Here is a 21,954-nt window from a genome sequence, read left to right as displayed (position 1 = left end):
TGGACAGGAATCCTCCATGCGTTTGTTCAATATTCTGGCAGCCGGTTGCCTGGCGCTGATCTCGGCCACAGCCGTGGCTGAAAATGTCTCAGGCCTTTATCAGGTACGCGAGCCGGTGACCGGGCAGGGTGCCGAAGCCCGTACAGCAGCCACCGTCAACGCCCTCGACACGCTGGTGCTACGCCTGACCGGCGATCCAAAGGCCGTACAAAGCCCGGCATTGGCCGAGCTGCGTAAGGACCCACAGCAAATCATCAATCAAGTGGGCAGCGAAGCCGGTCCGCCCGAGTCGGTGGTGGTCGAGTTCGACCCCGGCAGCACCGAGCGTGCTTTGCGCAAGGCTGGCCTGGCCCTGTGGGGCAGTAACCGGCCCTCGATCCTGGGGTGGTGGCTGAACGACAGCGTCGAAGGCAGCAACCTGGTCGGTGATGGCCAGGCGACTGCCCAGCCCCTGCGTCGCGCCGCCCAGCACCGTGGCCTGCCGCTGCGCTTGCCGCTGGGCGACCTGCAGGAGCAACTGGTCGCCAATGCCAAGCAGATCGAAGGCAGCGATCCGGCGCCGCTGCGCGAAGCCTCAGAACGCTATGGCGCCGATGCATTGCTGGCGGTACATGCCCAGGAGGCCGACGGCAAGTGGCAGGCTAAGTGGCAGCTGTGGCTGGGCGACCAGCGTGAGCAGGGGAGTGCCGAGGGCGCGGACCAGGCAGCTCTTGCCGATGCGGTGATGCTGGCGGTAAGCAGCCGCCTGGCGCCGCGCTACGTCACCCGGCCGGGCGCCAGCAGCCAAATGCAAGTGCAAGTGCAGGGCATGAACCTGCAGCGCTACGCCGAGCTGGCCCGTGTACTGGAGCCGTATGGCCCTCGTTTGCAAATGGCCGAAGGCACTACCCTGACCTACGGGGTGACTGGCAATCGTGAGCAGCTGCGCGCCCAGCTTGGCCTGGCCAAGCTGCAGGAAATGCCGGCAGAGCAGGCGCCGGTAGTGCCTGCTACGCCAGCGCCAGCCGCCGATGCCGATGCCGTCGCCGGGCAGCCCGCGCCCGCGCAGCCTGCGCCCAAGCCGTTCGACGGCCTGCGTTTTCGCTGGTAAGGGGAGCACACCGTGACCGACATGCGTCGCTGGATCTGGCTGGGTGCCGCCCTGCTTATCGCTGTGCTGCTTTATAGCCTGCACAATATTCTTACCCCGTTCCTGGTCGGCATTCTGCTGGCCTACCTGGCCGACCCTCTGGTCGATCGCCTCGAACGCCTGGGCCTGTCGCGCACTTGGGGCGTGGTGGTGGTGTTCGGCCTGTTCACCCTGGTGCTGCTGGCCTTGCTGCTGGTGCTGGTGCCGATGCTTGCCAAGCAGTTGGTGCGTCTGTACGAGTTGGCGCCGCAGATGCTCGACTGGCTCGAACAGGTGGCGCTGCCTTGGGCGCAGAGCCGTCTGGGCCTGGCCGATGGCTTCTGGAAGTTCGACAAGATCAAGGCCGCCATCGGTGCGCACATGGGCCAGACCACCGATATCGTTGGCATGTTGTTGTCCCACGCGACCGCTTCGAGCCTGGCGTTGATGGCCTGGCTGGCCAATATGGTGCTGATCCCGGTAGTGGGCTTCTATCTGCTGCGCGATTGGGACCTGATGATGGGCAAGCTGCGCGGCCTGCTGCCGCGCCAGCGTGAGCCGCAAGTGATGGGCTTGGCGGGCGAGTGTCATGAAGTGCTGGGGGCATTCGTGCGCGGGCAACTGATGGTAATGCTGGCCCTGGGCATCATCTATTCGGCCGGGCTTATGCTGGTGGGGCTCGAACTGGGCCTACTGATCGGCATGCTCGCCGGCCTTGCTGCCATCGTGCCGTACATGGGCTTCATCATTGGCATTGGTGCCGCGCTGGTGGCTGGCCTGTTCCAGTTCGGCGGCGACCTGTACCCGATGCTGGGCATCGTTGCGGTGTTCATGGTCGGGCAGGCGCTGGAGGGCATGGTGCTGACCCCGCTACTGGTGGGGGACCGCATTGGCCTGCACCCGGTAGCCGTTATCTTCGCCATCCTGGCCGGTGGTGAGCTGTTCGGCTTTACCGGGGTGCTGCTGGCCTTGCCGGTGGCGGCGGTGATCATGGTGTTGCTGCGGCATATGCATGACCTGTACAAGGAGTCGGACATGTACGCGGGAGATATCGATCCTGACTTGTAACGGTGGGGCTGCCGTGCTGCCCGCCCGGTACATGGCAGCCTCTGCAACGGTTGAAAGTAGTGCAACTTGTTGATTTTGCTTGCGCTATCTGCAGCCGAGATTGTGCGCCCCGCGTTGCAGGTATAGACTTTGCACATTGTTCACCAAAGGCCCCCTGCGGTCCTGTAGACCGCCCGCGAGCATGAAACCACCGATCCAGTTGCCCCTGGGTGTGCGCCTGCGCGATGACGCCACCTTCATCAACTACTATCCGGGCGCCAATGCTGCGGCATTGGGTTACGTCGAGCGGCTATGCGAAGCCGACGCCGGCTGGACCGAGAGCCTTATCTACCTGTGGGGCAAGCAGGGTGTTGGCCGTTCCCACCTGTTGCAGGCCGCCACTCATCGCTTCCAGCAACGGGGCGAACCCGCTGTCTACCTGCCACTGGCGCAACTGCTCGATCGTGGCGTAGGTTTGCTCGACTACCTGGCCCAATACGAACTGGTGTGCATCGACGATCTGCATGTGATCGCCGGCAAGGCTGACTGGGAAGAAGCCATGTTCCACCTGTTCAACCGCCTGCGCGACAGTGGCCGGCGCTTGCTGCTGGCTGCCTCGGCATCACCGCGTGAACTGCCGGTGAAGCTGCCGGACCTGAAGTCGCGGCTGACCCTGGCCCTGGTATTCCAGATGCGTGGCCTGTCCGACGAAGACAAGCTGCGGGCCCTGCAACTGCGTGCTTCGCGCCGTGGTCTGCACCTCACCGACGAAGTCGGTCACTTCATCCTCACCCGCGGTGCGCGCAGCATGAGTGCGCTGTTCGACCTGCTCGAACGCCTCGACCAGGCTTCGCTGCAGGCGCAACGCAAGCTCACCATCCCATTCCTGAAAGAAACCCTGGGCTGGTAACCCCTTGAAAACGCTGGGCCAGAGCGGCAAAACAAAAAAGTCACATCTTTTTCGATAAAATTTGCAAATGGCCATGATAGAGGGCATAGTTTCACCCTTCTAAAGGATTACAGACACGGTCGTGCCCATGCTGAAGCGCTTCGCACCCCTCGTGCCACTCGCACTCGTGACCCTGCTTTTTGGCTGCGCGGCCCAAGGCCCAGCGTCTCATTCAGAGCCTCAGGATCACACCCCGATCGCCGCACAATCGGCAATCAAGGCCAAAGCCTCGTCCTCGTCGGTATTCGGCGAGCCGGAAGAGCTGGCCACTGAAGATGACCTGGAGTCGTTCTCCAGCAGCAAGCCTTACCAGCTGCCAGTGCTGGCTGACAGCATTCTCGAGCGCGGCATGTCGCTGATCGGCACCCGCTACCGCTTCGGTGGTACCTCGGAAAAGTCCGGCTTCGACTGCAGTGGCTTCATCGGCTACCTGTTCCGCGAAGAGGCGGGCATGACCCTGCCGCGCTCCACGCGTGAAATGATCAACGTCGATGCCCCGAAAGTGGCCCGCAACAAGCTCAAGCCAGGTGACCTGCTGTTCTTCAGCACCAATGGCCGCGGTCGCGTAAGCCATGCTGGCATCTACTTGGGTGACAACCAGTTCATCCACTCCAGCAGCCGCCGCAGCGGCGGTGTGCGCATCGACAGCCTCGGTGATCGCTACTGGAGCAAGACCTTCATCGAAGCCAAGCGAGCCTTGGCCATGGCGCCGACCAACATCGCGCGCAACTGATGGCAAAATGATGTACCCTGCCGCGGCGGCGATGCTTTGAAAAAAGCTCGCCGCCGTGCGCATTTACAGAAAGCGTCTAATCTAAATTCTCAACTCTTTTCGGCTGCGGCGCAGCGGTCTCAGACAGGATGTTCTGGCCATGGTAAAGATGGCGCGCTTCGCATTTCTCTCCCTGGCGGCATTACTCGCTGCCTGCTCCAGCCGTGCGCCTGCGCCGGCCCCTGTGGTACAGCCGCAGGTCACCTACAGCCAACCCAACCCTTCGCCGATTGCCGATGACGTGTTGATTCGCGCCATTGGGCTGGTGGGTACGCCTTATCGTTGGGGTGGCAATACACCGGATTCCGGTTTCGACTGCAGCGGCCTGATCAAATATGTGTACCGTGATGCTGCCGGCATCAGCCTGCCGCGTTCCACGCGAGAAATGATCGTCATGCGCGCGCCGACGGTTGACGCCAAGTCGCTGCAGTCCGGTGATCTGGTGTTCTTCGCCACCAGTGGTGGCTCGCAGGTCAGCCATGCCGGCATTTATGTTGGGGAAGGGCGCTTCGTGCATGCCCCTTCCACCGGCGGTACCGTGCGCCTGGACTACCTGTCCAACAGCTACTGGGCCAAAGCCTACCTGCAGGCCAAGCGTGTGATCCCGCAAGGGCACCTCGCACAGAACCCCTGACAGCGCTTGGGGTGTGGCGTTGCAGGAGCCGCTGAGCGCGGTTCCTGCAGCGCAGGTTTTGTCCAACCTTGCAGGTCTGGCCACCGCGTCACGCTTCGTGGCAGTGCACACCTACCGCTGATTCATGCCATGGCAAGACGATGATGCCTTCTTTGGGTGTCATCTGGAGTGGGCCATGAGCAAGATCGAAGAACAAACCCGTCATAGCCTTGAATTGGCTGATGCCGTGATCCCCTTGATCCGGCTGGTCGATGAAGTGCTGCACGCTTACCCTGATCCCTACCTGCTAGCGAGCAGGCACGCAGAGCAGATTGTGTTCAAACACACTGGCAAGCGTGTGGATCCGCGGTTCGTCTGGTGGCACCAGTTCAATACCGAGAGTTCCAGCAGCCGCAGTTTCACGGGGTGGCAGCACAGAGGGCCGCCACAGAAGTCGCTGGTGCTTACCGAGCTGGTAGTAGAGCGGTTCGATGACTACTTTCAGGATGCTGTAGATGAGCTGGACCTGCGCGGCGGCTTCTATTGGCAGGGGCCTCACGCGGCTTTTTACGACGAGCGTAATGAAGTCCGCATGCTGGGTAGCGCGGTGCAGCAGGACTTGTGGGCACTGGATTTCGCATCACTCTACCGCGGAGAGGTCGAGCGTTTTTGGGCGGCTCACGAGAAGAGTTTTCGAGTACTGGCCAAAGTCAACCTGCTGGGTGAAGGAAGGCTTGCGCTGACTTGCCAGCGGATCTCGCAGTCGGACTGGCGACATCTGTGCGCCATGGTAAGCGAGACGCTTTCGGGCGTAGAGCTGCCCACCCTGCAGAAGTTGCGTCAGGACAATGACGAGCCTCCGCTCACGGTCGTTCGCTACGTGTTTGGCGAGGGAGACAGGGGCTGCCTGTTCACCTTCCACGCACAGGGTGGAAGGGTATTGGCGTACTTGCCTTGGCACGCTGAGGCGCTCAGGGCATTCGATTCCGAGCTGGAAATGGTCCGCTGGCTTGTGACGCGATGGCAAACGCCGCAGGCATTGGACAGCTTTATCGCGCAAGGGCATGGCAACCGGCACGATGCCGCCAGGCAGCAGTTGATCAAGGTGCACCTAAAAGGCATCGCTGACAGCCGTTCGGATGAGGCGGCGTTGATCGCGCTCAAGCTGTTCGAGCGTCCGCTCAATGGCAACTTCTTCACCTGCATCATAGAGCAGGCGCTCGACGAGATGCGCCGTAATGCGCAACTGATGCGTGATAACACAAGTTTGCGCAAGGCAATGCTCAGCGGTTATCTGTCAGCATTCATCGGCGTCTTCGGCGGCTTCGTTCCTTTGGGGTGGCCGATATCCCTGATGTTGCTCGGGGCGGGTGTGGCGAAGGTCGCCCTGGATATTGATGAAGCCCTTAACGCGACAGACGCGCAATCGCGCATGAGTGCACTGCGTTCTGCAGTGCTCGACAGCGTGTTCGCAAGTTTCAACTTGTTGGATGTAACGACACAGCCAAGTCTGGGGAGTGTTTTGCGCCAGGCACCACCCCATGAAGTTGGTGTCGAGCTAGAGGTCTGGCAGGCCGATAGCAGTGCCACACGCTTAGTGGAGGGCGAGGAGACCAACGCGCTGGTGAGTGGTGAGTTGGGCGCGAGTGGACGCCTGCGTGGTGTTCGCATGACTGACGATGGCAAGTGCTGGATTACATTGAATGGTCTCACTTACCGGGTGCGATACAGTCATGAACTGGCCGTCTGGTTAGTGGTGCCCGTAAACAATCCCTATGCCTTCGTCCCGCTTAGGCCCGTGCGCTTGAACGCGGCGGGTGAGTGGGAGCTGCTGGGGCCTCCTCGGTTGCTGGGCGGCAGCCCTCCGGCGGTGGAAGGCATGCCAAGTGTTCCCTCGCCGTTCTGGGATACCTACACAGCCATTGATGACGCGTCGAGCACGCGGCTGGCCGAGCAGTCTCTACAGCGCCAGAAAGCATTGCTGGAGAAGTGGCCTGTCGCCGAGCTGCCTAATGGGCGGGCACCAGACCTGGACGAGCGTGGGCTGGATTGCGTCAAGGTTGATGGCTTGCCTCGCTATTCCTACCGCTACGGCCATGAGTACTTCAATTCGCTGGTCGAGTGGTACACCAGCAACGAGTCCACCGTGAACGATGTCATGCGCACCGGACGGTACCAGTACGGCGATGAAGACAGTTATATCAATGATCTGGCCGATAGCCTGGGGCGGCTACCCAAGAGCAACGAGGTTACCTTGTATCGCGGTGGGCACCGCTCGCGTGGTACCGGTGGCGAGTTCTATCGAAACGGCCATTTGCGGGTGGGTGATGTGCTGGTCAATACCGACCTGACTTCGTTCACCGAAAACCCGTACAAGGTTACCGAGTTCGCCTGCTTGCCCTTCGCCGGGGCGCCGGGCAGTTTGCCTGGGCTGTTCGACGACAGTTCGGTGGTGTTCGAGCTGGTGGCTGGGCGATATAGGGGGGCAACACCGATCAGCGCGTTTTCCATCTTCTGGCAGGAGGGTGAATCACTGATGCTACCGGGTAACTACTTGCGCATCGAGGGCCTGGAGCAGGTGTATGGTGAGCATTATCGCTTTATCAAGGTGACGTTGGCCCAAACCGGAAAGCCTGTTTCCGGCCCGGTGTATGACTTGCGTACGGGGCTACTGTTCGATGTGGCCGCTTATCGGGCGCAGTTCCGTACGCCTGCGCTGGCGCAACGTTTTTTCCCGGCCTGATATCGGGTTTGTCATTCGGGACTGCTGTTTGGCCTGGTTTGAGCAGCAGTGCCCTGGTTCAATCGGGCCCTGGCGGTCATGCTTACTCGCCAGACTACATTGCCGACATCGTCGGCCACCAGTACACCACTGCGGCCATCATTGATCACGCCCACCGGTCGCCCCATCGCATTGTCCTCTCTATCCAAAAACCCGGTCAGCAGGTCGATGGGGGGGCCTGCAGGTTTGCCTGAGTGGTCGAATGGCACGAATATCACCTTGTAGCCACTGTGTGGTTTGCGGTTCCACGAACCATGCTGGGCTATCAGTGCGCCTTGTTCAAAGGGTGCTGGCAGTACGCCAGGCTCTAAGAATGCCAGCCCTAGCGATGCGGTGTGCGGGCCGACGGCATAATCCGGTGTCAGTGCCTGGGCTACCTTCTGCGGGGCCTGTGGCTGCACTCGCTCGTCTACGTGTTGCCCGTAGTAGCTGTAGGGCCAGCCATAGAAACCACCTTCTTTGACGGATGTGATGTAGTCCGGCACCAGATCGCTGCCGATTTCGTCCCGTTCGTTGACCGCCGTCCACAAGGCGCCGCTGCGAGGCTCCCAGGCCATTCCGTTGGGGTTGCGCAGGCCGGTGGCGAACAGCCGATGATTGCCGCTTGCCGGGTCCACTTCCCAGATCGCGGCACGCGACTGTTCTTTGTCCAGGCCGTTTTCACCCACATTGCTGTTCGAGCCAACCGTCACATAAAGCTTTTGGCCGTTGGGGCTAGCGATTACGTTCTTGGTCCAGTGATGGTTCAGCGGCCCGCCGGGCAACTCGGTAACCAGGTGACCCTTTTCGGTGATCTGCATGGCGCCTGGTTCATAGTGAAAGCGCAGCAGCCTGTCGGTGTCGGCAACATATAGATTCTTGCCTACCAGCGTCATGCCGAAGGGGGAGTTGAGCCCCTCGATGAACGGGGTGCGGATTTCTGCCACGCCATCATGGTCTGCATCGCGCAGCAGGGTGATGCGGTTGGCGCTGGGGGCGGTCGCACCGGCGCGCTTCATCGCCTTGCCCATGGCCCAGCCGCGAATGCCCTTGCCATCTTCGGGCTTTGGGGGCGCGTTGGTTTCGGCTACCAGCACATCGCCGTTGGGCAGCAAGTAGAGCCAGCGTGGGTGGTCGAGGCCGCTGGCGAAAGCGGTGACCTGAGTGCCTGGTGCTGCGGTGGGCTTGCCGCCCTTTGGCCAGCCGACTGCGGGGGCGATGTTCACGGTGGGGATCAATGTCGTGACGGGGGCAGGCAACTCGGGTGTTGGCCCGCTGCCCTCGCTTACGTTCAACAGGGCCGTTTCGCCGCAGCCTGCCAGGCTGGCGGCGACTAACCAAGGCAACAGGCGGTTCATGGGCAGCGTCCTCTGAAGCAGGCCTATGGGATTGAGAGGGCGCGAGGGCGCGCAGGGTTCCGTCCCTTGGTCTTGCTCTTGCTTCGGCTTTTGCTTCAAAGCGCGCGATAGTCCAGGCGACGCAGATTGCGACTTCAGCGTTCGGCCTCCTGAAGTCGCGAAGATCAAGATAAAGATCAAGAGCATAAATAGCTGCAACACCCGCTTCGATTGACGCTCCCGGTGCAACCCTCTAACCTTCGCGCGTGTTTCAGGTGCCCTGCCAGCTTCGACTGGGCAGGGTGAAACTGGGAAGCCGGTGGGCGCCTGCATGGCGCGAATCCGGCGCTGCCCCCGCAACGGTAAGTGAGCAGAAGGCCGCGCAAGGCCACTGGATGCCAGCATCCGGGAAGGCGCGCAGGCCAGGGCCTAACGCCCACTCACAAGCCCGGAGACCGGCCTGTTACTGCCAACGGCATCACGGAGGGTGATGCGCGGTGCACCGTGGCGCCCTGCCATGGCCCCTGCGCGTTCTCCGTTTGCCTGCCTATTACCTGCCGCCGCGCGTTGCCGTGGTGCCAGCCAGCGGAGAACCCCATGAGCGAATCCACCGAACGCGACGAACGCCACCTGGCGCGCATGCAGCGCAAGAAGGCGGTCATCGACGAACGCATCGCCAATTCCCCCAACGAATGCGGCCTGCTGCTGGTGCTGACCGGCAACGGCAAAGGCAAGAGCAGCTCGGCCTTCGGCATGCTCGCACGCGCCCTGGGCCATGGCATGCAGTGCGGTGTGGTGCAGTTCATCAAAGGCCGCAACAGCACCGGCGAAGAACTGTTCTTCCGCCGCTTCCCCGAGCAAGTGCGCTACCACGTCATGGGCGAAGGCTTTACCTGGGAAACCCAGGACCGCCAGCGCGACATTGCTGCCGCTGAAGCCGCCTGGGCGGTGTCGCGCCAGTTGCTGCAAGACCCAAGTGTGCAGTTCGTGGTACTGGATGAGCTCAACATCGCCCTCAAGCATGGCTATCTCGACCTGGACCAGGTGCTGTCCGACATTCAGGCCCGCCCGCCGATGCAGCATGTGATCGTCACTGGCCGTGCGGCCAAGGATGAAATGATCGAACTGGCCGACACCGTGACCGAGATGGGCATGCTCAAGCACGCTTTCCAGGCCGGTATCCGCGCACAGAAGGGCGTCGAGCTGTGAGTCGATCGCGCCACTGCCCCGCCGTGCTGATCGCGGCACCAGCCTCTGGCCAGGGCAAGACCACTGTCACTGCTGCTCTGGCACGCTTGCACCGTAACCTCGGGCGTAAGGTGCGGGTGTTCAAGTGCGGGCCCGATTTTCTGGACCCGATGATTCTCGAGCGGGCCAGTGGCGCGCCGGTGTACCAGCTGGACCTGTGGATGATCGGTGCAGATGAAAGCCGTCGCCTGTTGTGGGACGCTGCCGGCGAGGCCGACCTGATCCTGATCGAAGGGGTGATGGGGCTGTTCGACGGCACCCCGTCCAGCGCCGACCTGGCCCGCCATTTCGGCGTACCGGTGCTGGCGGTGATCGACGGCACGGCCATGGCTCAGACATTCGGCGCCCTGGCTCTGGGCCTGGCGCGCTATCAGGCCGACCTGCCGTTCGCCGGCGTGCTGGCCAACCGGGTGGGCAGCCTGCGCCATGCGCAACTGCTGGAAGGCAGCCTGACCCAAGGGTTGCGCTGGTATGGCGGCTTGTCCCGCGAGCGTGGCATTGAGCTGCCTAGCCGCCACCTGGGGCTGGTGCAGGCCAGCGAGCTGAATGATCTGGAGGCCCGCCTGGATGCTGCTGCCGAGGCGCTGGGCGCCAGTTGCGACGCGGCTTTGCCGCCGCCGGTAACCTTTGCCGAGCCCGAACCGCAGGCCTGCTCTACCTCGTTGGCAGGTGTACGCATTGGCGTGGCGCGGGACGAGGCGTTTGCCTTCACCTATGGCGCCAACCTCGACCTGCTGCGCAACCTTGGCGCTCAGCTGGCGTTTTTCTCGCCGCTGCACGACCGCGAGCTGCCACCGGTAGACAGCCTGTACCTGCCGGGCGGCTACCCCGAACTGCATCACCACGCATTGGCCGCAAACGCACCGATGTGCGCAGCGATTCGCGCCCATCATGCGCAGGGCAAGCCGTTGCTGGCCGAGTGCGGTGGCATGCTGTACCTGCTCGATGCCCTGACTGACGTGGCAGGCGAACGTGCCGAGCTGCTGGGGCTGCTGCCGGGTGAGGCGACCATGCAGAAGCGCCTGGCGGCCCTGGCGCTGCAGGCGGTGGAACTGCCGGAGGGTACCTTGCGCGGGCACACCTATCACCACTCGCTGACCAGCACTGCGCTGGAACCGATCGCTCGTGGCCTGAGCCCCAACGGCGGGCGGGGCAACGAAGCGGTGTATCGCCTGGGTCGGTTGACCGCTTCCTACGTGCACTTCTACTTCCCGTCCAACCGCGATGCGGCGGCGGCGTTGTTGCGACCATGAGCGAACACGCATACAGCGACGCTGAACGCGCCGCGATCTACCGGGCCATCGGTGAGCGCCGCGACATGCGCCATTTTGCCGGTGGCCAGGTGGCGCCGGAGTTGCTTGCCCGCTTGCTTGCCGCCGCGCACCAGGCGCCCAGTGTCGGGCTCATGCAGCCGTGGCGTTTCATCCGGATTACCCAGCGAGACCTGCGCAGCCGCATCCAGGCCTTGGTAGAAGCGGAGCGTGTACGCACGGCTGAGGCATTGGGCGAGCGAGCCGATGACTTCATGAAACTGAAGGTAGAAGGCATCAACGACTGTGCCGAGCTGCTGGTGGCAGCCTTGATGGACAACCGCGAGCCGCACATTTTCGGCCGCCGTACCCTGCCGGAAATGGACCTGGCCTCGCTGGCCTGCGCCATCCAGAACCTATGGCTGGCTGCGCGTGGCGAAGGACTGGGGATGGGCTGGGTGTCGCTGTTCGACCCGCTTGCGCTGGCAGCGTTGCTGGGCATGCCGGCCGGGGCCAAGCCCGTTGCGGTGTTGTGCCTGGGGCCGGTCACCGAGTTCTACCCGGTGCCCATGCTGGTGCAGGAAAACTGGGCCCAAGAGCGGCCCTTGAGTGAAATGCTTTACGAAAACCAATGGGGAGAGCGTCAATGAGCGTGGCCTTGCTGACCGTGGCTGGGGTTGCCCTGGACGCCTTGCTGGGCGAACCGCAGCGGCGCCACCCTTTGGTGGCCTTCGGCAATATGGCCAGTAACCTTGAGCGTCGCCTGAATGCCGGCGGACGTGGCTGGCGCAGCCACGGCGTAAGTGCTTGGTTTCTGGCGGTGGTGCCGCTGACGTTGGTGGCACTGGTGCTGTCGTGGCTGCCGTACATCGGCTGGCTGGTGGACGTGCTGGCGCTGTATTGCGCCGTGGGGCTGCGCAGCCTGGGCGAGCATGTACTGCCGGTGGCCAACGCCTTGCGTCAGGGCGACCTGGAAGAGGCGAGGCGCCGGGTCGGTTACCTGGTCAGCCGCGAAACCCGCGAACTGGACGAGCCGGCGGTAGCTCGAGCAGCCACCGAGTCAGTGCTGGAGAACGGCAGCGACGCGGTGTTCGCCGCGTTGTTCTGGTTTGTGGTGGCGGGTGCGCCGGGTGTGGTGCTGTACCGCTTGAGCAATACGCTGGATGCCATGTGGGGCTACCGCAATGAACGCTTCGAACGTTTTGGCTGGTGCGCGGCGCGCATCGACGATGTGCTCAACTATGTACCCGCAAGGCTGGTGGCGCTGACCTACGCGCTACTGGGCAAGACCCGCCTGGCCCTGGCCTGCTGGCGCAAGCAAGGCCCGCTGTGGGACAGCCCCAATGCCGGCCCGGTGATGGCTGCCGGTGCCGGTGCGCTGGGCGTGGAGTTGGGTGGCCCGGCGGTGTACCACGGCGAGCTGCATGAGCGCCCACGCCTGGGCGAGGGGCCGATGGCCGATGCCGACGCCATCGAACGCGGCTGGGGCCTGGTGCAGCGCGGTGTGTGGCTGTGGCTGCTGGTGATCTGCCTGGGGGCTTATATCAATGCTTGAACACGGTGGTCGCCTGCTGCGCGCGGTGCGGCAATACGGTATCGCCCGTGAGCAGTGGCTCGACTTGTCCAGTGGCATTGCGCCCTGGCCGTTCCCGATTCCGTCGATTCCCGTCGATGCCTGGGCCCGCCTGCCGGAGACCGAGGACGGCCTGGAAGACGCCGCGCGCGCGTTTTACGGCGCCCGCCAGCTGCTGCCGGTTGCCGGCTCGCAGGCCGCGATCCAGGCCTTGCCGCTGCTGCGCACAGCGGGCCGGGTAGGCGTGCTGACGCCGTGCTATGCCGAGCACCCGTATGCCTGGCAACGGGCGGGCCACCAACTGCTTGAGCTGGATGAAGCGCAGGTCGAGGCGACGCTCGACAGCCTCGATGTGCTGGTGTTGGTCAACCCCAACAACCCGACCGGCCGCCGGGTATCGCGCGAACGCCTGCTGGCTTGGCATGCTCGCCTGGCTGCTCGTGGTGGCTGGCTGCTGGTCGACGAAGCCTTCATGGACAACACCCCGGCAGACAGCGTGGTGGATTGCGCCGAACGGCCGGGCCTGATCGTGCTGCGCTCGTTCGGCAAGTTCTTCGGCCTGGCCGGGGTGCGCCTGGGCTTTGTCGTGGCTGAGCACAGCCTGCTGCTACGCCTGGCCGAGTTGCTCGGCCCGTGGACCGTCAACGGCCCGACCCGGGTGCTGGCCCAGGCTAGCCTGGCTGACCAAGCCGCCCAGCGCCAGCAGACCGAGCGCTGTGCTGCCGCCAGCCAGCGGCTTGCGGCAATATTGTGCAGTGCCGGCCTGGTGCCCAGCGGTGGCTGCGACCTGTTCCAGTACGTGCGCAGCGAGCATGCGGCACAACTGCACGACTTTCTCGCCCGTCGCGGCATTCTGGTGCGCCTGTTCGAACAACCAGCGGCGGTGCGCCTGGGGCTGCCGGCTTGCGCGGCGGACGAACAGCGCCTGGCCCAGGCCCTGGCGGCTTATCAAAAGGAAACGGCATGACCACTCTCATGGTGCAAGGCACCACCTCCGATGCCGGCAAGAGCACGCTGGTGACCGCGCTGTGCCGCTGGCTGCTGCGCCAGGGTGTCGGTGTGGTGCCCTTCAAGCCGCAGAACATGGCGCTCAATAGCGCAGTGACCGCCGATGGCGGTGAAATCGGCCGTGCTCAAGCAGTGCAAGCTCAGGCTTGCCGGCTGGCACCCCATACCGACATGAACCCTGTATTGCTCAAGCCCAATAGCGATACCGGTGCCCAGGTGATCATTCATGGCCGCGCAGTCACCAGCATGAATGCAGTGGCCTACCACGACTACAAGGCCACGGCCATGCAGGCAGTGCTGGCATCGCACCAGCGCCTGAGCGCCGCGTACCCGGTGGTCATGGTCGAGGGCGCAGGCTCGCCGGCAGAAATCAACTTGCGTGCCGGCGACATCGCCAACATGGGTTTTGCCGAAGCGGTGGACTGCCCGGTGATCCTGGTCGCCGACATCAACCGTGGCGGTGTGTTCGCCCATCTTGTGGGCACGCTGGAATTGCTGTCGCCCAGTGAGCAGGCGCGGGTCAAAGGTTTTGTGATCAACCGCTTCCGTGGCGATATCGCCTTGCTGCAACCGGGGCTGGACTGGCTGGAGCAACGCACCGGCAAGCCGGTACTGGGCGTACTGCCCTACGTCACCGACCTGCATCTGGAAGCCGAAGACGGTATTGATGTGCGCCAGGGCGCCAAGCTCGCGCGTGTACTCAAGGTGATCGTGCCGGTACTGCCGCGCATCAGCAACCACACCGACTTCGACCCGCTGCGCCTGCACCCGCAGGTAGACCTGCAGTTCATCGGCCCAGGCCAGCCGATTCCGGCTGCCGACCTGATTATCCTGCCGGGCTCCAAAAGTGTGCGTGGCGACCTGGCACAACTGCGCGAGCGCGGTTGGGACAAGGCCATCGAGCGGCACCTGCGCTATGGTGGCAAGCTGATCGGTATTTGCGGTGGCTTGCAGATGCTCGGGCGCCAAGTGCATGACCCACTGGGGCTGGAAGGGGCCACCGGCTCAAGCCAGGGGCTCGGCTTGCTTGACTACGCCACGGTGCTTGAAGCCGAGAAGCAACTGCGCAACGTTGCCGGCACACTGAACCTTGAAGCTGCAGCGGTTGCCGGTTATGAAATTCATGCCGGGGTCACCTCGGGTCCAGCCCTTGAGCGACCTGCCGTGCAACTGGCCGATGGCCGCTGTGATGGCGCTGTCAGCGCGGATGGCCAGATCCTCGCCACCTACCTGCACGGTTTGTTCGAAGGCAGCCAGTCGTGTGCCGCGCTGCTGCGCTGGGCCGGGCTGGAGGATGTGCAGGCGATCGACTACGAAGCGTTGCGCGAACGCGATATCGAGCGCCTGGCCGACCTGGTGGAAAAGCACCTGGACACCGCGCTGTTGCGCCAACTGTGCGGGGTGGCCTGACATGCGCAACCTGATCCTCGGCGGCGCCCGGTCCGGCAAGAGCCGGCTGGCCGAACAGCTGGCCAGCGCCAGTGGCCTGCCAGTGACCTACATCGCCACCAGCCAACCGCTGGATGGTGAAATGAACGAACGCGTGTTGCTGCATCGCCAACGTCGCCCCGATGACTGGGGGTTGATCGAAGAACCCCTGGCCTTGGCCGCGGTGCTGCGCGCCGAAGCGGCCGAAGGGCGATGCCTGCTGGTGGATTGCCTGACCCTGTGGTTGACCAACCTGCTGATGCTGGAAGACGACCAGCGCCTGGCCGAGGAGCGTGATGCCCTGCTGGCCTGCCTGGAGCAGTTGCCTGGCACCCTTGTCCTGGTCAGTAACGAAACCGGCCTGGGCGTCGTGCCCATGGGCGAGCTGACCCGGCGCTATGTCGACCTGGCCGGCTGGCTGCACCAAGCCGTGGCCGAACGCTGTCAGCGCGTGGTGCTGACGGTGGCCGGCCTGCCCCTAATGCTCAAAGGACCTGCACTATGACCCAAGCCTGGTGGCGTGACGCCTGCCATCCCCTCGACAACGATGCCATGGACCAGGCCCACGCCCGTCAGCAGCAACTGACCAAACCTGCCGGCTCACTCGGCCAGCTGGAGGGCTTGGCTATCCAGTTGGCAGGCCTGCAAGGGTGTGAGCGGCCGATCCTGGATCAGGTCGCAATTACCATTTTTGCCGGCGACCACGGGGTGGTCGAAGAAGGCATCTCGGCCTACCCGCAGGCGGTGACCGGGCAGATGCTGCGTAACTTCGTCGGCGGCGGTGCGGCGATCAGTGTACTGGCGCGGCAACTGCAAGCCAGCCTGGAAGTGGTCGACCTGGGCACCATCGACGCGCAGTTGGAGCTGCCCGGTGTGCGCCATCTGCGCCTGGGCGCCGGCACCGCCAACTTTGCCTGCCAGCCCGCGATGACCGAGAACCAGTTGCAAGCAGCCTTGCAGGCCGGCCGCGACAGCGCCCTGCGCGCCGCTGAACAGGGTGCTCAGCTGTTCATCGGTGGCGAGATGGGCATCGGCAACACCACGGCCGCCGCAGCCCTGGCCAGCGTCCTGCTGAGCTGCCCGGCGGCACAGCTGAGCGGCCCAGGCACTGGGCTGGACAATGCCGGCGTGCGGCACAAGGCCGAGGTCATCGAGCGGGCGCTGCGCCTGCACGGCCTGCGTGCTGAAGACCCGTTGCAGGCGCTGGGCTGTGTTGGCGGATTCGAGATAGCGGCGTTGGCTGGCGCCTACATCGGCTGCGCGCAGGCGGGTGTTGCGGTGCTGGTGGATGGTTTCATCTGCAGTGTCGCCGCGTTGGTGGCAGTGCATCTTAACCCGCAGTGCCGGGCCTGGCTGCTGTTCGCCCACCAGGGTGCCGAGCCTGGGCACAAGGCCTTGCTGGCTGCGCTGCAGGCCGAGCCGTTGCTGGCCCTGGGCCTGCGCCTGGGCGAGGGCAGTGGTGCTGCCCTGGCGGTGCCGCTGCTGCGCCTGGCCTGTGCGCTGCATGGGCAAATGGCGACCTTTGCCGAGGCCGCGGTGGCGGACCGCCCGGCATGATCCTCGACCTGCTGCGCCATGGTGAAACGGAACAGGGCGGCCTGCGCGGCAGCCTTGACGATGCCCTGACCGACAAGGGGTGGGCGCAAATGCGCAGTGCCGTGGCCGAGGCCGGCCCGTGGCAGGTTTTGGTCAGCTCGCCGCTGCAGCGCTGTGCGCGGTTCGCCGATGAGCTGGGCGCGCGGTTGAACGTGCCGGTGCAGCGTGAGCCTGCCCTGCAAGAGCTGCATTTCGGCGATTGGGAGGGGCGTAGCGCCGCGCAGATCATGGAGCACCAGGCCGACGCGCTTGGGCGGTTCTGGGCGGACCCTTACGCCTTCACACCGCCCAACGGCGAGCCGGTCGAGGCGTTTGCCGAACGGGTGCTGGCAGCTGTCGAGCGTTTGCACCTTCAACATGCCGGCAAGCGCGTGCTGTTGGTCACCCATGGCGGGGTAATGCGGTTGTTGCTGGCGCGTGCCCGGGGTTTGCCGAGGGAACAATTGCTGCAGGTCGAAGTCGGGCATGGCGCGTTGATGCGCCTGGTGCCGGGTGTTGACGGGCAGTTGGTCGAGGCCCGCTGAGATGCTGCCTTTCTTGATCGCCTTGCAGTTTCTCAGCAGCCTGCCGGTGAGCTTGCCGGGCATGCCGGCAGCGCGTGAGGTGGGGCGTTCGCTGCTGTACTACCCGCTGGTCGGGCTGCTGTTCGGGCTGCTGTTGTGGTTGGCCAGCCATCTGCTGCAAGGTACACCGGCGCCGCTGCATGCGGCGTTGCTGCTGACAGCGTGGGTGCTGCTCAGTGGCGCCTTGCACCTGGATGGCCTGGCGGACAGCGCAGACGCCTGGTTGGGTGGCTTCGGCGACCGTGAACGCACCCTGCAGATCATGAAGGACCCGCGCAGCGGGCCGATTGCCGTGGTCACCCTGGTGCTGGTGCTGTTGTTGAAGTTTTGCGCCTTATGGGTGCTGGTCGAGCAGGGTGTCGGGGCGCAATTGCTGCTGGCGCCGTTGATCGGGCGAACGGCAATGTTGGGGTTGTTCCTTTGCACGCCGTATGTGCGCCCCGGTGGGTTGGGGCAGGCGCTGGCCGAACATCTGCCCCGGCGTGCTGCCGGGTGGGTGTTGCTGTGTTGTGCGCTTTTCTGCCTGCTCTTGGGCGGATGGGTAGTGCTGCTGGCGGTGGCGGTGTTTGCCTGGCTGCGACATCTGATGTACCGACGGCTGGGTGGGGCCACTGGGGATACTGCCGGCGCGCTGCTCGAGTTACTCGAATTGGCGGTGGTGCTGGGGTTGGCCTTGGGCCTCTGAAGCCTTTCAGGCCTACGCAGAAATGAAATTTCTTGCAACATCTAAGGTGCGGGTATATACACGTATCCATGCTGACCAGTGAATGCATCTGTACCCATCTGCGTCGTGCCGCCCGTGGGGTGAGCCGGCATTACGACGAGGCCCTCTCCGGCTTCGGGGTCAATGTTGCGCAGTTTTCCTTGCTGAGACACCTGCAACGGCTCGACCGCCCCAGTATCACCACCTTGGCCGAGGCCATGGGCCTGGAGCGCAGTACCCTAGGCCGCAACCTGCGGGTGCTGGAGGCGGAAGGGCTGGTGGCCCTGGCTGATGGCGACGACCAGCGTAACCGTGTGGTGCTGTTGACCGAGGCCGGTACGCAGCTGCTGCGTGCTGCGTATCCGGCCTGGGAACAAGCCCAGATCAAGCTGGTGGAGCGGTTGGGCGAAGGGCCGCGGGATGAACTGGTGCGTTTGCTGGACCAACTGGCGTGAATTGATACGACTATAAGCGGGTATATACCCGCAAAAACCTTGCGATGTGCTGGAGAAAACGACAATGACTTCGGTGTGGCGAACCAGCGGGTGGGTATTGGTGGGGGCGGCCTTGATCCTGGCGCTGTCCCTGGGTGTGCGGCACGGCTTTGGTTTGTTCCTGGCGCCGATGAGCGCCGATTTTGGTTGGGGGCGGGAGGTGTTCGCTTTTGCCATTGCCTTGCAGAACCTGGTCTGGGGGCTGGCGCAACCATTCGCCGGTGCCTTGGCCGACCGTATGGGCGCAGCGCGGGTGGTGATCATCGGTGGCATTCTCTACGCCATCGGCTTGGTGTTCATGGGCATGGCCGACTCCGCCTGGTCATTGTCGCTCAGTGCCGGCTTGCTGATTGGCATCGGCCTGTCTGGCACATCGTTTTCGGTCATCCTCGGCGTGGTCGGGCGTGCCGTACCGGCAGAGAAGCGCAGCATGGCCATGGGCATTGCCAGCGCCGCCGGTTCGTTTGGCCAGTTCGCCATGCTGCCGGGCACCCTCGGCCTGATCCAGTGGCTGGGTTGGTCCGCAGCCTTGCTGGTGCTGGGCCTGATGGTGGCGTTTATCGTGCCCTTCGTCGGCCTGCTGCGCGACCGCCCGTTGCCCAGCCATGGTGCCGAGCAGACCCTGGGCCAGGCGCTGCGCGAAGCATGTTCCCATCCTGGGTTCTGGTTGCTGGCACTGGGCTTCTTCGTTTGCGGCTTCCAGGTGGTGTTCATCGGGGTGCACCTGCCGGCCTACCTGGTTGATCAGCACCTGGCTGCGACCACCGGTACCACGGTGCTGGCGTTGGTTGGCCTGTTCAATATCGTCGGAACCTTCACTGCTGGCTGGTTGGGCGGGCGCATGTCCAAGCCGCGCCTGCTGACCGGGCTGTACCTGCTGCGAGCGGTGGTGATCGTGCTATTCCTTTGGGCGCCGGTAAGCGAGTTCAGTGCTTACCTGTTCGGCATCGCCATGGGCCTGTTGTGGCTGTCCACGGTGCCGCTGACCAATGGCACCGTGGCCACGGTATTCGGGGTGCGTAACCTGTCCATGCTCGGCGGTATCGTGTTCTTGTTCCACCAGTTGGGTGCGTTCTTGGGCGGCTGGTTGGGTGGGGTGGTGTATGACCGCACCGGCAGCTACGACCTGGTTTGGCAGATTTCCATCCTGCTCAGCCTGCTGGCCGCAGCCCTCAACTGGCCGGTGCGCGAACGCCCGGTCGCCCGCCTGCAGGCCCAGGCCGCATGAACCGCTACCTGGCCCGTGGGCTGCTGGCCATCGCCGCCCTGCTGCTGCTGGCACTGGTGTGGTGGGGCTGGCATCAAGGTGGGATGGCGCTGATGCAACTGGGCATGAGTGTTTGTTAGGCGCTACCCTGCAAGCTCAAGGATTGTCATGCGGGAGAAACGAGTCATGCGTGCACATTGGTTGACGGTGCCGGTGCTGGCCCTGCTTGCCAGCACATCCAGCTGGGCTGCCGATTGCCCGGCATTGTTGCAGGGTAGCCTGCCAGAGTTGCGCGGCAAGGGGCAGGTCGAGCTGTGCGAGCGCTTTGCCGGCAAGCCGCTGGTGGTGGTGAACACCGCCAGCTATTGCGGTTTTGCCCCGCAATTCGAGGGGCTTGAGGCGACGTACAAGGAATATCACGGGCAGGGCCTGGAAATGCTGGGCGTGCCGTCCAATGACTTCAAGCAGGAAGACGCCGATAGCGAAAAGACCGCCAAGGTTTGCTATGCCAACTATGGCGTTACCTTCACCATGACCAAGACGCAAGCTGTGCGGGGCAAGGATGCGATACCGCTGTTTGCGGAGCTGGCCAGCCAGAGCAGTGCGCCGAAGTGGAATTTCTACAAGTATGTTGTCGATCGTAAGGGGAAGGTGATTGGTAACTTCTCCAGCCTGACCAAACCGGATGATCCTGCGTTCCGTGCAGCCATCGAAAAGGCCATCGCTTCACAGCCGTAGCTGAAGTGCGTGGTGGTTGGGTACATGACAACCTCCAAGATAGCGATGTAGGTATCGCTTCTTGGCGTCTGTTGTCACGGGGCAGGCCCACCAAAAAACGCTGCGCTCCCCTCATCCGGCCCAGCGCTTGACGGGCATCCATGCCCGTCACCTCCCTCCGCAAGGCCTGCGTTCGGCCTCCTGAAGTCGCGAAGATCAAGATCAAGAGCCGGGCCGTGGTTGGGTGGGTTACTGTGCGTGCACCGTTATCGCCACCAATCGCACCACCACCGGCCTGACCACCAGCACACACAAAAACGCCACTGGCATCGCCAACTGATAAGCCTTGAGCACATTGCCCAGATACTCCGGTGTCACCCCGGCATTAGCCGCGGTGATCACGAAGCACATCAACAGCGCCATGATCGATGACATGTAGAACGCGAAAACATAGGGCGTGGCGACCGGGTGCAATTTGCGTCGGCTGCGCGACTGGGACAGGTTGCTCATGCGAACTCCTGAAAGTTGAATGGAGGCGCAGGTTAGCAATGCTCCGGCACGTAACTGTAGACCCGCGCTATTGAGTTCTTTATAAAGAAATTCTTACGAATCAAAGAGCGTTTCATGGACCTGCTCAACGCCATCCGCTGTTTCATCAAGGTGGTCGAGGCTGGCAGCATCGCCGCTGGTGCGCGTAATCTCGGCCTTAGCCCGGCAGCCGTCAGCCAGAACCTGGCGCGACTCGAAGGCCACCTGCGGGTACGCCTGCTCAGCCGCACCACACGCAGCATGGCCTTGACGCCTGCAGGCACCCAGTATTACGAGCGCGTGAAGCACATCGACCGTGACCTGGCCTTGGCCGAACAGGCGGTTACAACCCCAGACAGCGAGCCCCAGGGGCGGCTGTGCATCGCCTCGACGTCCGCCTTTGGCCGACACGTGCTGGCGCCGCTGATACCCGCATTCAGTGCCCGATATCCCCTACTTTCGATAGAGTTGATAACGACTGATCGCCGGGTAAACCATGCCCGTGAAGACATCGACGTAAGCCTGCGCATTGCCCCGCAACTGGAAGACCAACTGCTGGCCCGGCACATTGCCCGCATCCCGTTCATTTGCTGTGCCTCACCCGGATACCTGCACAGCGCAGGTGTACCCGCTACGCCCGAGTCATTGCTCACTCACCGGTGTCTGGTGTTTCGCTACCCGGTGGATGGGCGGTTTCTGCGCTGGGGCTTCGTGCGCGACGGGCTGCGTTTTGACGCGGAGTTCGGCAGCGTATTGATCAGTGACGATATCGATGCCCTGACCCAAATGGCACTGCATGATGGTGGTATCGCCCGCCTGGCCGAGTTCATTGTCCGGCCTCATCTTGCCTCCGGTGCGCTCGTACCGCTATTCGAATTCAGCGACAGCGGCCAGGCCTATGCCCAGACCGAGCCGATGGATATCTACCTGTGCCTGGCCGACCGCTTTGCCATGACCACCAAAGTGCGGGTGTTCATGGACTACCTGCGCGACTGTCTGGGGGCTCGCTGGCAGGTGCAGGCATGAAAAAACCGCCACGAGGGCGGTTTTTC

At 63.5% G+C, this 21,954-nt stretch carries 23 protein-coding genes and 1 riboswitch; of the genes, 21 read left to right on the top strand and 2 right to left on the bottom strand.

The annotated features are described in order from the left end of the window. Positions 1-16: 16 nt before the first annotated feature. From DM807_RS26010 to DM807_RS25985, 6 genes are all read left to right on the top strand, one after another. Positions 17-1,090 carry a DUF2066 domain-containing protein gene (locus DM807_RS26010; RefSeq protein ID WP_069942166.1) on the top strand — a complete coding sequence of 358 codons (1,074 nt, stop codon included), beginning with the start codon at positions 17-19 and terminating at the stop codon, positions 1,088-1,090. Between the two features lie 12 nt (positions 1,091-1,102). After that, positions 1,103-2,176, top strand: coding sequence for an AI-2E family transporter (locus DM807_RS26005; protein WP_012270947.1), 1,074 nt, complete (start codon positions 1,103-1,105; stop codon positions 2,174-2,176). Positions 2,177-2,357: 181 nt separating this feature from the next. Then, the gene (hda, locus tag DM807_RS26000) at positions 2,358-3,065 is read left to right on the top strand and encodes a DnaA regulatory inactivator Hda (RefSeq protein WP_012270948.1); all 708 of its coding nucleotides are present in this window, start codon (positions 2,358-2,360) and stop codon (positions 3,063-3,065) included. Positions 3,066-3,192: 127 nt separating this feature from the next. Then, positions 3,193-3,837 (top strand): C40 family peptidase, encoded by a 645-nt coding sequence (locus tag DM807_RS25995; protein WP_012270949.1) that lies wholly within the window; start codon positions 3,193-3,195, stop codon positions 3,835-3,837. A 139-nt stretch (positions 3,838-3,976) separates the two neighbouring features. Continuing rightward, positions 3,977-4,510 (top strand): C40 family peptidase, encoded by a 534-nt coding sequence (locus tag DM807_RS25990; protein ID WP_012270950.1) that lies wholly within the window; start codon positions 3,977-3,979, stop codon positions 4,508-4,510. A gap of 175 nt (positions 4,511-4,685) precedes the next feature. Beyond that, positions 4,686-7,232, top strand: a complete 2,547-nt coding sequence (locus tag DM807_RS25985) for a dermonecrotic toxin domain-containing protein (RefSeq protein ID WP_012270951.1) — start codon at positions 4,686-4,688, stop codon at positions 7,230-7,232. A gap of 11 nt (positions 7,233-7,243) precedes the next feature. On the opposite strand, the gene DM807_RS25980 is transcribed toward DM807_RS25985, so the two are convergent. After that, complete coding sequence (locus DM807_RS25980) at positions 7,244-8,608, bottom strand: PQQ-dependent sugar dehydrogenase (RefSeq protein ID WP_179028141.1); 1,365 nt, start codon at positions 8,606-8,608, stop codon at positions 7,244-7,246. A 235-nt stretch (positions 8,609-8,843) separates the two neighbouring features. Beyond that, a riboswitch (cobalamin riboswitch) is annotated at positions 8,844-9,065 on the top strand. Positions 9,066-9,184: 119 nt separating this feature from the next. Here DM807_RS25980 and cobO point away from each other — a divergent pair. The 14 genes from cobO (at position 9,185) to DM807_RS25915 (ending at position 20,395) form a co-directional block, all read left to right on the top strand. After that, a complete protein-coding gene (gene cobO, locus DM807_RS25975; RefSeq protein ID WP_012270953.1) occupies positions 9,185-9,796 on the top strand; it encodes a cob(I)yrinic acid a,c-diamide adenosyltransferase in 612 nt (203 codons plus the stop codon). Next, a complete protein-coding gene (locus tag DM807_RS25970; RefSeq protein ID WP_179028140.1) occupies positions 9,793-11,088 on the top strand; it encodes a cobyrinic acid a,c-diamide synthase CobB in 1,296 nt (431 codons plus the stop codon). Before cobO ends, DM807_RS25970 begins: the two co-directional genes overlap by 4 nt. Next, on the top strand, positions 11,085-11,735 hold the full coding sequence (gene bluB, locus DM807_RS25965; protein WP_012270955.1) for a 5,6-dimethylbenzimidazole synthase: 651 nt from the start codon (positions 11,085-11,087) through the stop codon (positions 11,733-11,735). Before DM807_RS25970 ends, bluB begins: the two co-directional genes overlap by 4 nt. Beyond that, positions 11,732-12,640, top strand: a complete 909-nt coding sequence (gene cbiB, locus DM807_RS25960; protein ID WP_012270956.1) for an adenosylcobinamide-phosphate synthase CbiB — start codon at positions 11,732-11,734, stop codon at positions 12,638-12,640. The genes bluB and cbiB overlap by 4 nt, the downstream gene beginning before the upstream one ends. Next, entirely contained in the window at positions 12,633-13,625 is a 993-nt protein-coding gene (gene cobD / locus DM807_RS25955) for a threonine-phosphate decarboxylase CobD (protein WP_069942162.1), read from the top strand. Before cbiB ends, cobD begins: the two co-directional genes overlap by 8 nt. Beyond that, the gene (locus DM807_RS25950; protein ID WP_179028139.1) at positions 13,622-15,076 is read left to right on the top strand and encodes a cobyric acid synthase; all 1,455 of its coding nucleotides are present in this window, start codon (positions 13,622-13,624) and stop codon (positions 15,074-15,076) included. The genes cobD and DM807_RS25950 overlap by 4 nt, the downstream gene beginning before the upstream one ends. A gap of 1 nt (position 15,077) precedes the next feature. Then, positions 15,078-15,599 (top strand): bifunctional adenosylcobinamide kinase/adenosylcobinamide-phosphate guanylyltransferase, encoded by a 522-nt coding sequence (gene cobU, locus DM807_RS25945; RefSeq protein ID WP_012270959.1) that lies wholly within the window; start codon positions 15,078-15,080, stop codon positions 15,597-15,599. Continuing rightward, on the top strand, positions 15,596-16,651 hold the full coding sequence (cobT, locus tag DM807_RS25940; protein ID WP_069942160.1) for a nicotinate-nucleotide--dimethylbenzimidazole phosphoribosyltransferase: 1,056 nt from the start codon (positions 15,596-15,598) through the stop codon (positions 16,649-16,651). Before cobU ends, cobT begins: the two co-directional genes overlap by 4 nt. After that, positions 16,648-17,214 (top strand): alpha-ribazole phosphatase family protein, encoded by a 567-nt coding sequence (gene cobC / locus DM807_RS25935; protein ID WP_012270961.1) that lies wholly within the window; start codon positions 16,648-16,650, stop codon positions 17,212-17,214. The genes cobT and cobC overlap by 4 nt, the downstream gene beginning before the upstream one ends. Position 17,215: 1 nt before the next feature. Next, the gene (locus DM807_RS25930) at positions 17,216-17,938 is read left to right on the top strand and encodes an adenosylcobinamide-GDP ribazoletransferase (protein WP_012270962.1); all 723 of its coding nucleotides are present in this window, start codon (positions 17,216-17,218) and stop codon (positions 17,936-17,938) included. Between the two features lie 68 nt (positions 17,939-18,006). Next, complete coding sequence (locus tag DM807_RS25925; RefSeq protein ID WP_012270963.1) at positions 18,007-18,411, top strand: MarR family winged helix-turn-helix transcriptional regulator; 405 nt, start codon at positions 18,007-18,009, stop codon at positions 18,409-18,411. Between the two features lie 64 nt (positions 18,412-18,475). After that, positions 18,476-19,678, top strand: coding sequence for an MFS transporter (locus tag DM807_RS25920; RefSeq protein WP_012270964.1), 1,203 nt, complete (start codon positions 18,476-18,478; stop codon positions 19,676-19,678). Then, positions 19,675-19,797 (top strand): hypothetical protein, encoded by a 123-nt coding sequence (locus DM807_RS27905; protein WP_012270965.1) that lies wholly within the window; start codon positions 19,675-19,677, stop codon positions 19,795-19,797. Before DM807_RS25920 ends, DM807_RS27905 begins: the two co-directional genes overlap by 4 nt. Before the next feature lie 46 nt (positions 19,798-19,843). Further along, entirely contained in the window at positions 19,844-20,395 is a 552-nt protein-coding gene (locus DM807_RS25915; protein ID WP_012270966.1) for a glutathione peroxidase, read from the top strand. 228 nt (positions 20,396-20,623) lie between these two features. On the opposite strand, the gene DM807_RS25910 is transcribed toward DM807_RS25915, so the two are convergent. Next, positions 20,624-20,884, bottom strand: coding sequence for a DUF2798 domain-containing protein (locus tag DM807_RS25910; protein WP_012270967.1), 261 nt, complete (start codon positions 20,882-20,884; stop codon positions 20,624-20,626). Between the two features lie 114 nt (positions 20,885-20,998). On the opposite strand from DM807_RS25910, the gene DM807_RS25905 reads away from it, so the two are divergent. Further along, complete coding sequence (locus DM807_RS25905) at positions 20,999-21,928, top strand: LysR family transcriptional regulator (RefSeq protein WP_012270968.1); 930 nt, start codon at positions 20,999-21,001, stop codon at positions 21,926-21,928. The last annotated feature ends 26 nt before the right edge of the window (positions 21,929-21,954 follow it).

It is taken from the genome of Pseudomonas hunanensis (assembly GCF_013393325.1).
GTDB classification, from domain to species: Bacteria; Pseudomonadota; Gammaproteobacteria; order Pseudomonadales; family Pseudomonadaceae; genus Aquipseudomonas; species Aquipseudomonas putida_P.
This window is presented reverse-complemented; position numbering and strand designations above follow the sequence as displayed.

Excerpts from the sequence above, each read along its gene's own strand:
- DM807_RS26010 (WP_069942166.1), top strand. The coding sequence starts at position 17 with ATGCGTTTGTTCAATATTCTGGCAGCCGGTTGCCTGGCGCTGATCTCG.
- hda (WP_012270948.1), top strand. The coding sequence starts at position 2,358 with ATGAAACCACCGATCCAGTTGCCCCTGGGTGTGCGCCTGCGCGATGAC.
- DM807_RS25995 (WP_012270949.1), top strand. The coding sequence starts at position 3,193 with ATGCTGAAGCGCTTCGCACCCCTCGTGCCACTCGCACTCGTGACCCTG.
- DM807_RS25990 (WP_012270950.1), top strand. The coding sequence starts at position 3,977 with ATGGTAAAGATGGCGCGCTTCGCATTTCTCTCCCTGGCGGCATTACTC.
- DM807_RS25985 (WP_012270951.1), top strand. The coding sequence starts at position 4,686 with ATGAGCAAGATCGAAGAACAAACCCGTCATAGCCTTGAATTGGCTGAT.
- DM807_RS25980 (WP_179028141.1), bottom strand. The coding sequence starts at position 8,608 with ATGAACCGCCTGTTGCCTTGGTTAGTCGCCGCCAGCCTGGCAGGCTGC.
- cobO (WP_012270953.1), top strand. The coding sequence starts at position 9,185 with ATGAGCGAATCCACCGAACGCGACGAACGCCACCTGGCGCGCATGCAG.
- bluB (WP_012270955.1), top strand. The coding sequence starts at position 11,085 with ATGAGCGAACACGCATACAGCGACGCTGAACGCGCCGCGATCTACCGG.
- cbiB (WP_012270956.1), top strand. The coding sequence starts at position 11,732 with ATGAGCGTGGCCTTGCTGACCGTGGCTGGGGTTGCCCTGGACGCCTTG.
- cobD (WP_069942162.1), top strand. The coding sequence starts at position 12,633 with ATGCTTGAACACGGTGGTCGCCTGCTGCGCGCGGTGCGGCAATACGGT.
- DM807_RS25950 (WP_179028139.1), top strand. The coding sequence starts at position 13,622 with ATGACCACTCTCATGGTGCAAGGCACCACCTCCGATGCCGGCAAGAGC.
- cobU (WP_012270959.1), top strand. The coding sequence starts at position 15,078 with ATGCGCAACCTGATCCTCGGCGGCGCCCGGTCCGGCAAGAGCCGGCTG.
- cobT (WP_069942160.1), top strand. The coding sequence starts at position 15,596 with ATGACCCAAGCCTGGTGGCGTGACGCCTGCCATCCCCTCGACAACGAT.
- cobC (WP_012270961.1), top strand. The coding sequence starts at position 16,648 with ATGATCCTCGACCTGCTGCGCCATGGTGAAACGGAACAGGGCGGCCTG.
- DM807_RS25930 (WP_012270962.1), top strand. The coding sequence starts at position 17,216 with ATGCTGCCTTTCTTGATCGCCTTGCAGTTTCTCAGCAGCCTGCCGGTG.
- DM807_RS25925 (WP_012270963.1), top strand. The coding sequence starts at position 18,007 with ATGCTGACCAGTGAATGCATCTGTACCCATCTGCGTCGTGCCGCCCGT.
- DM807_RS25920 (WP_012270964.1), top strand. The coding sequence starts at position 18,476 with ATGACTTCGGTGTGGCGAACCAGCGGGTGGGTATTGGTGGGGGCGGCC.
- DM807_RS27905 (WP_012270965.1), top strand. The coding sequence starts at position 19,675 with ATGAACCGCTACCTGGCCCGTGGGCTGCTGGCCATCGCCGCCCTGCTG.
- DM807_RS25915 (WP_012270966.1), top strand. The coding sequence starts at position 19,844 with ATGCGTGCACATTGGTTGACGGTGCCGGTGCTGGCCCTGCTTGCCAGC.
- DM807_RS25910 (WP_012270967.1), bottom strand. The coding sequence starts at position 20,884 with ATGAGCAACCTGTCCCAGTCGCGCAGCCGACGCAAATTGCACCCGGTC.
- DM807_RS25905 (WP_012270968.1), top strand. The coding sequence starts at position 20,999 with ATGGACCTGCTCAACGCCATCCGCTGTTTCATCAAGGTGGTCGAGGCT.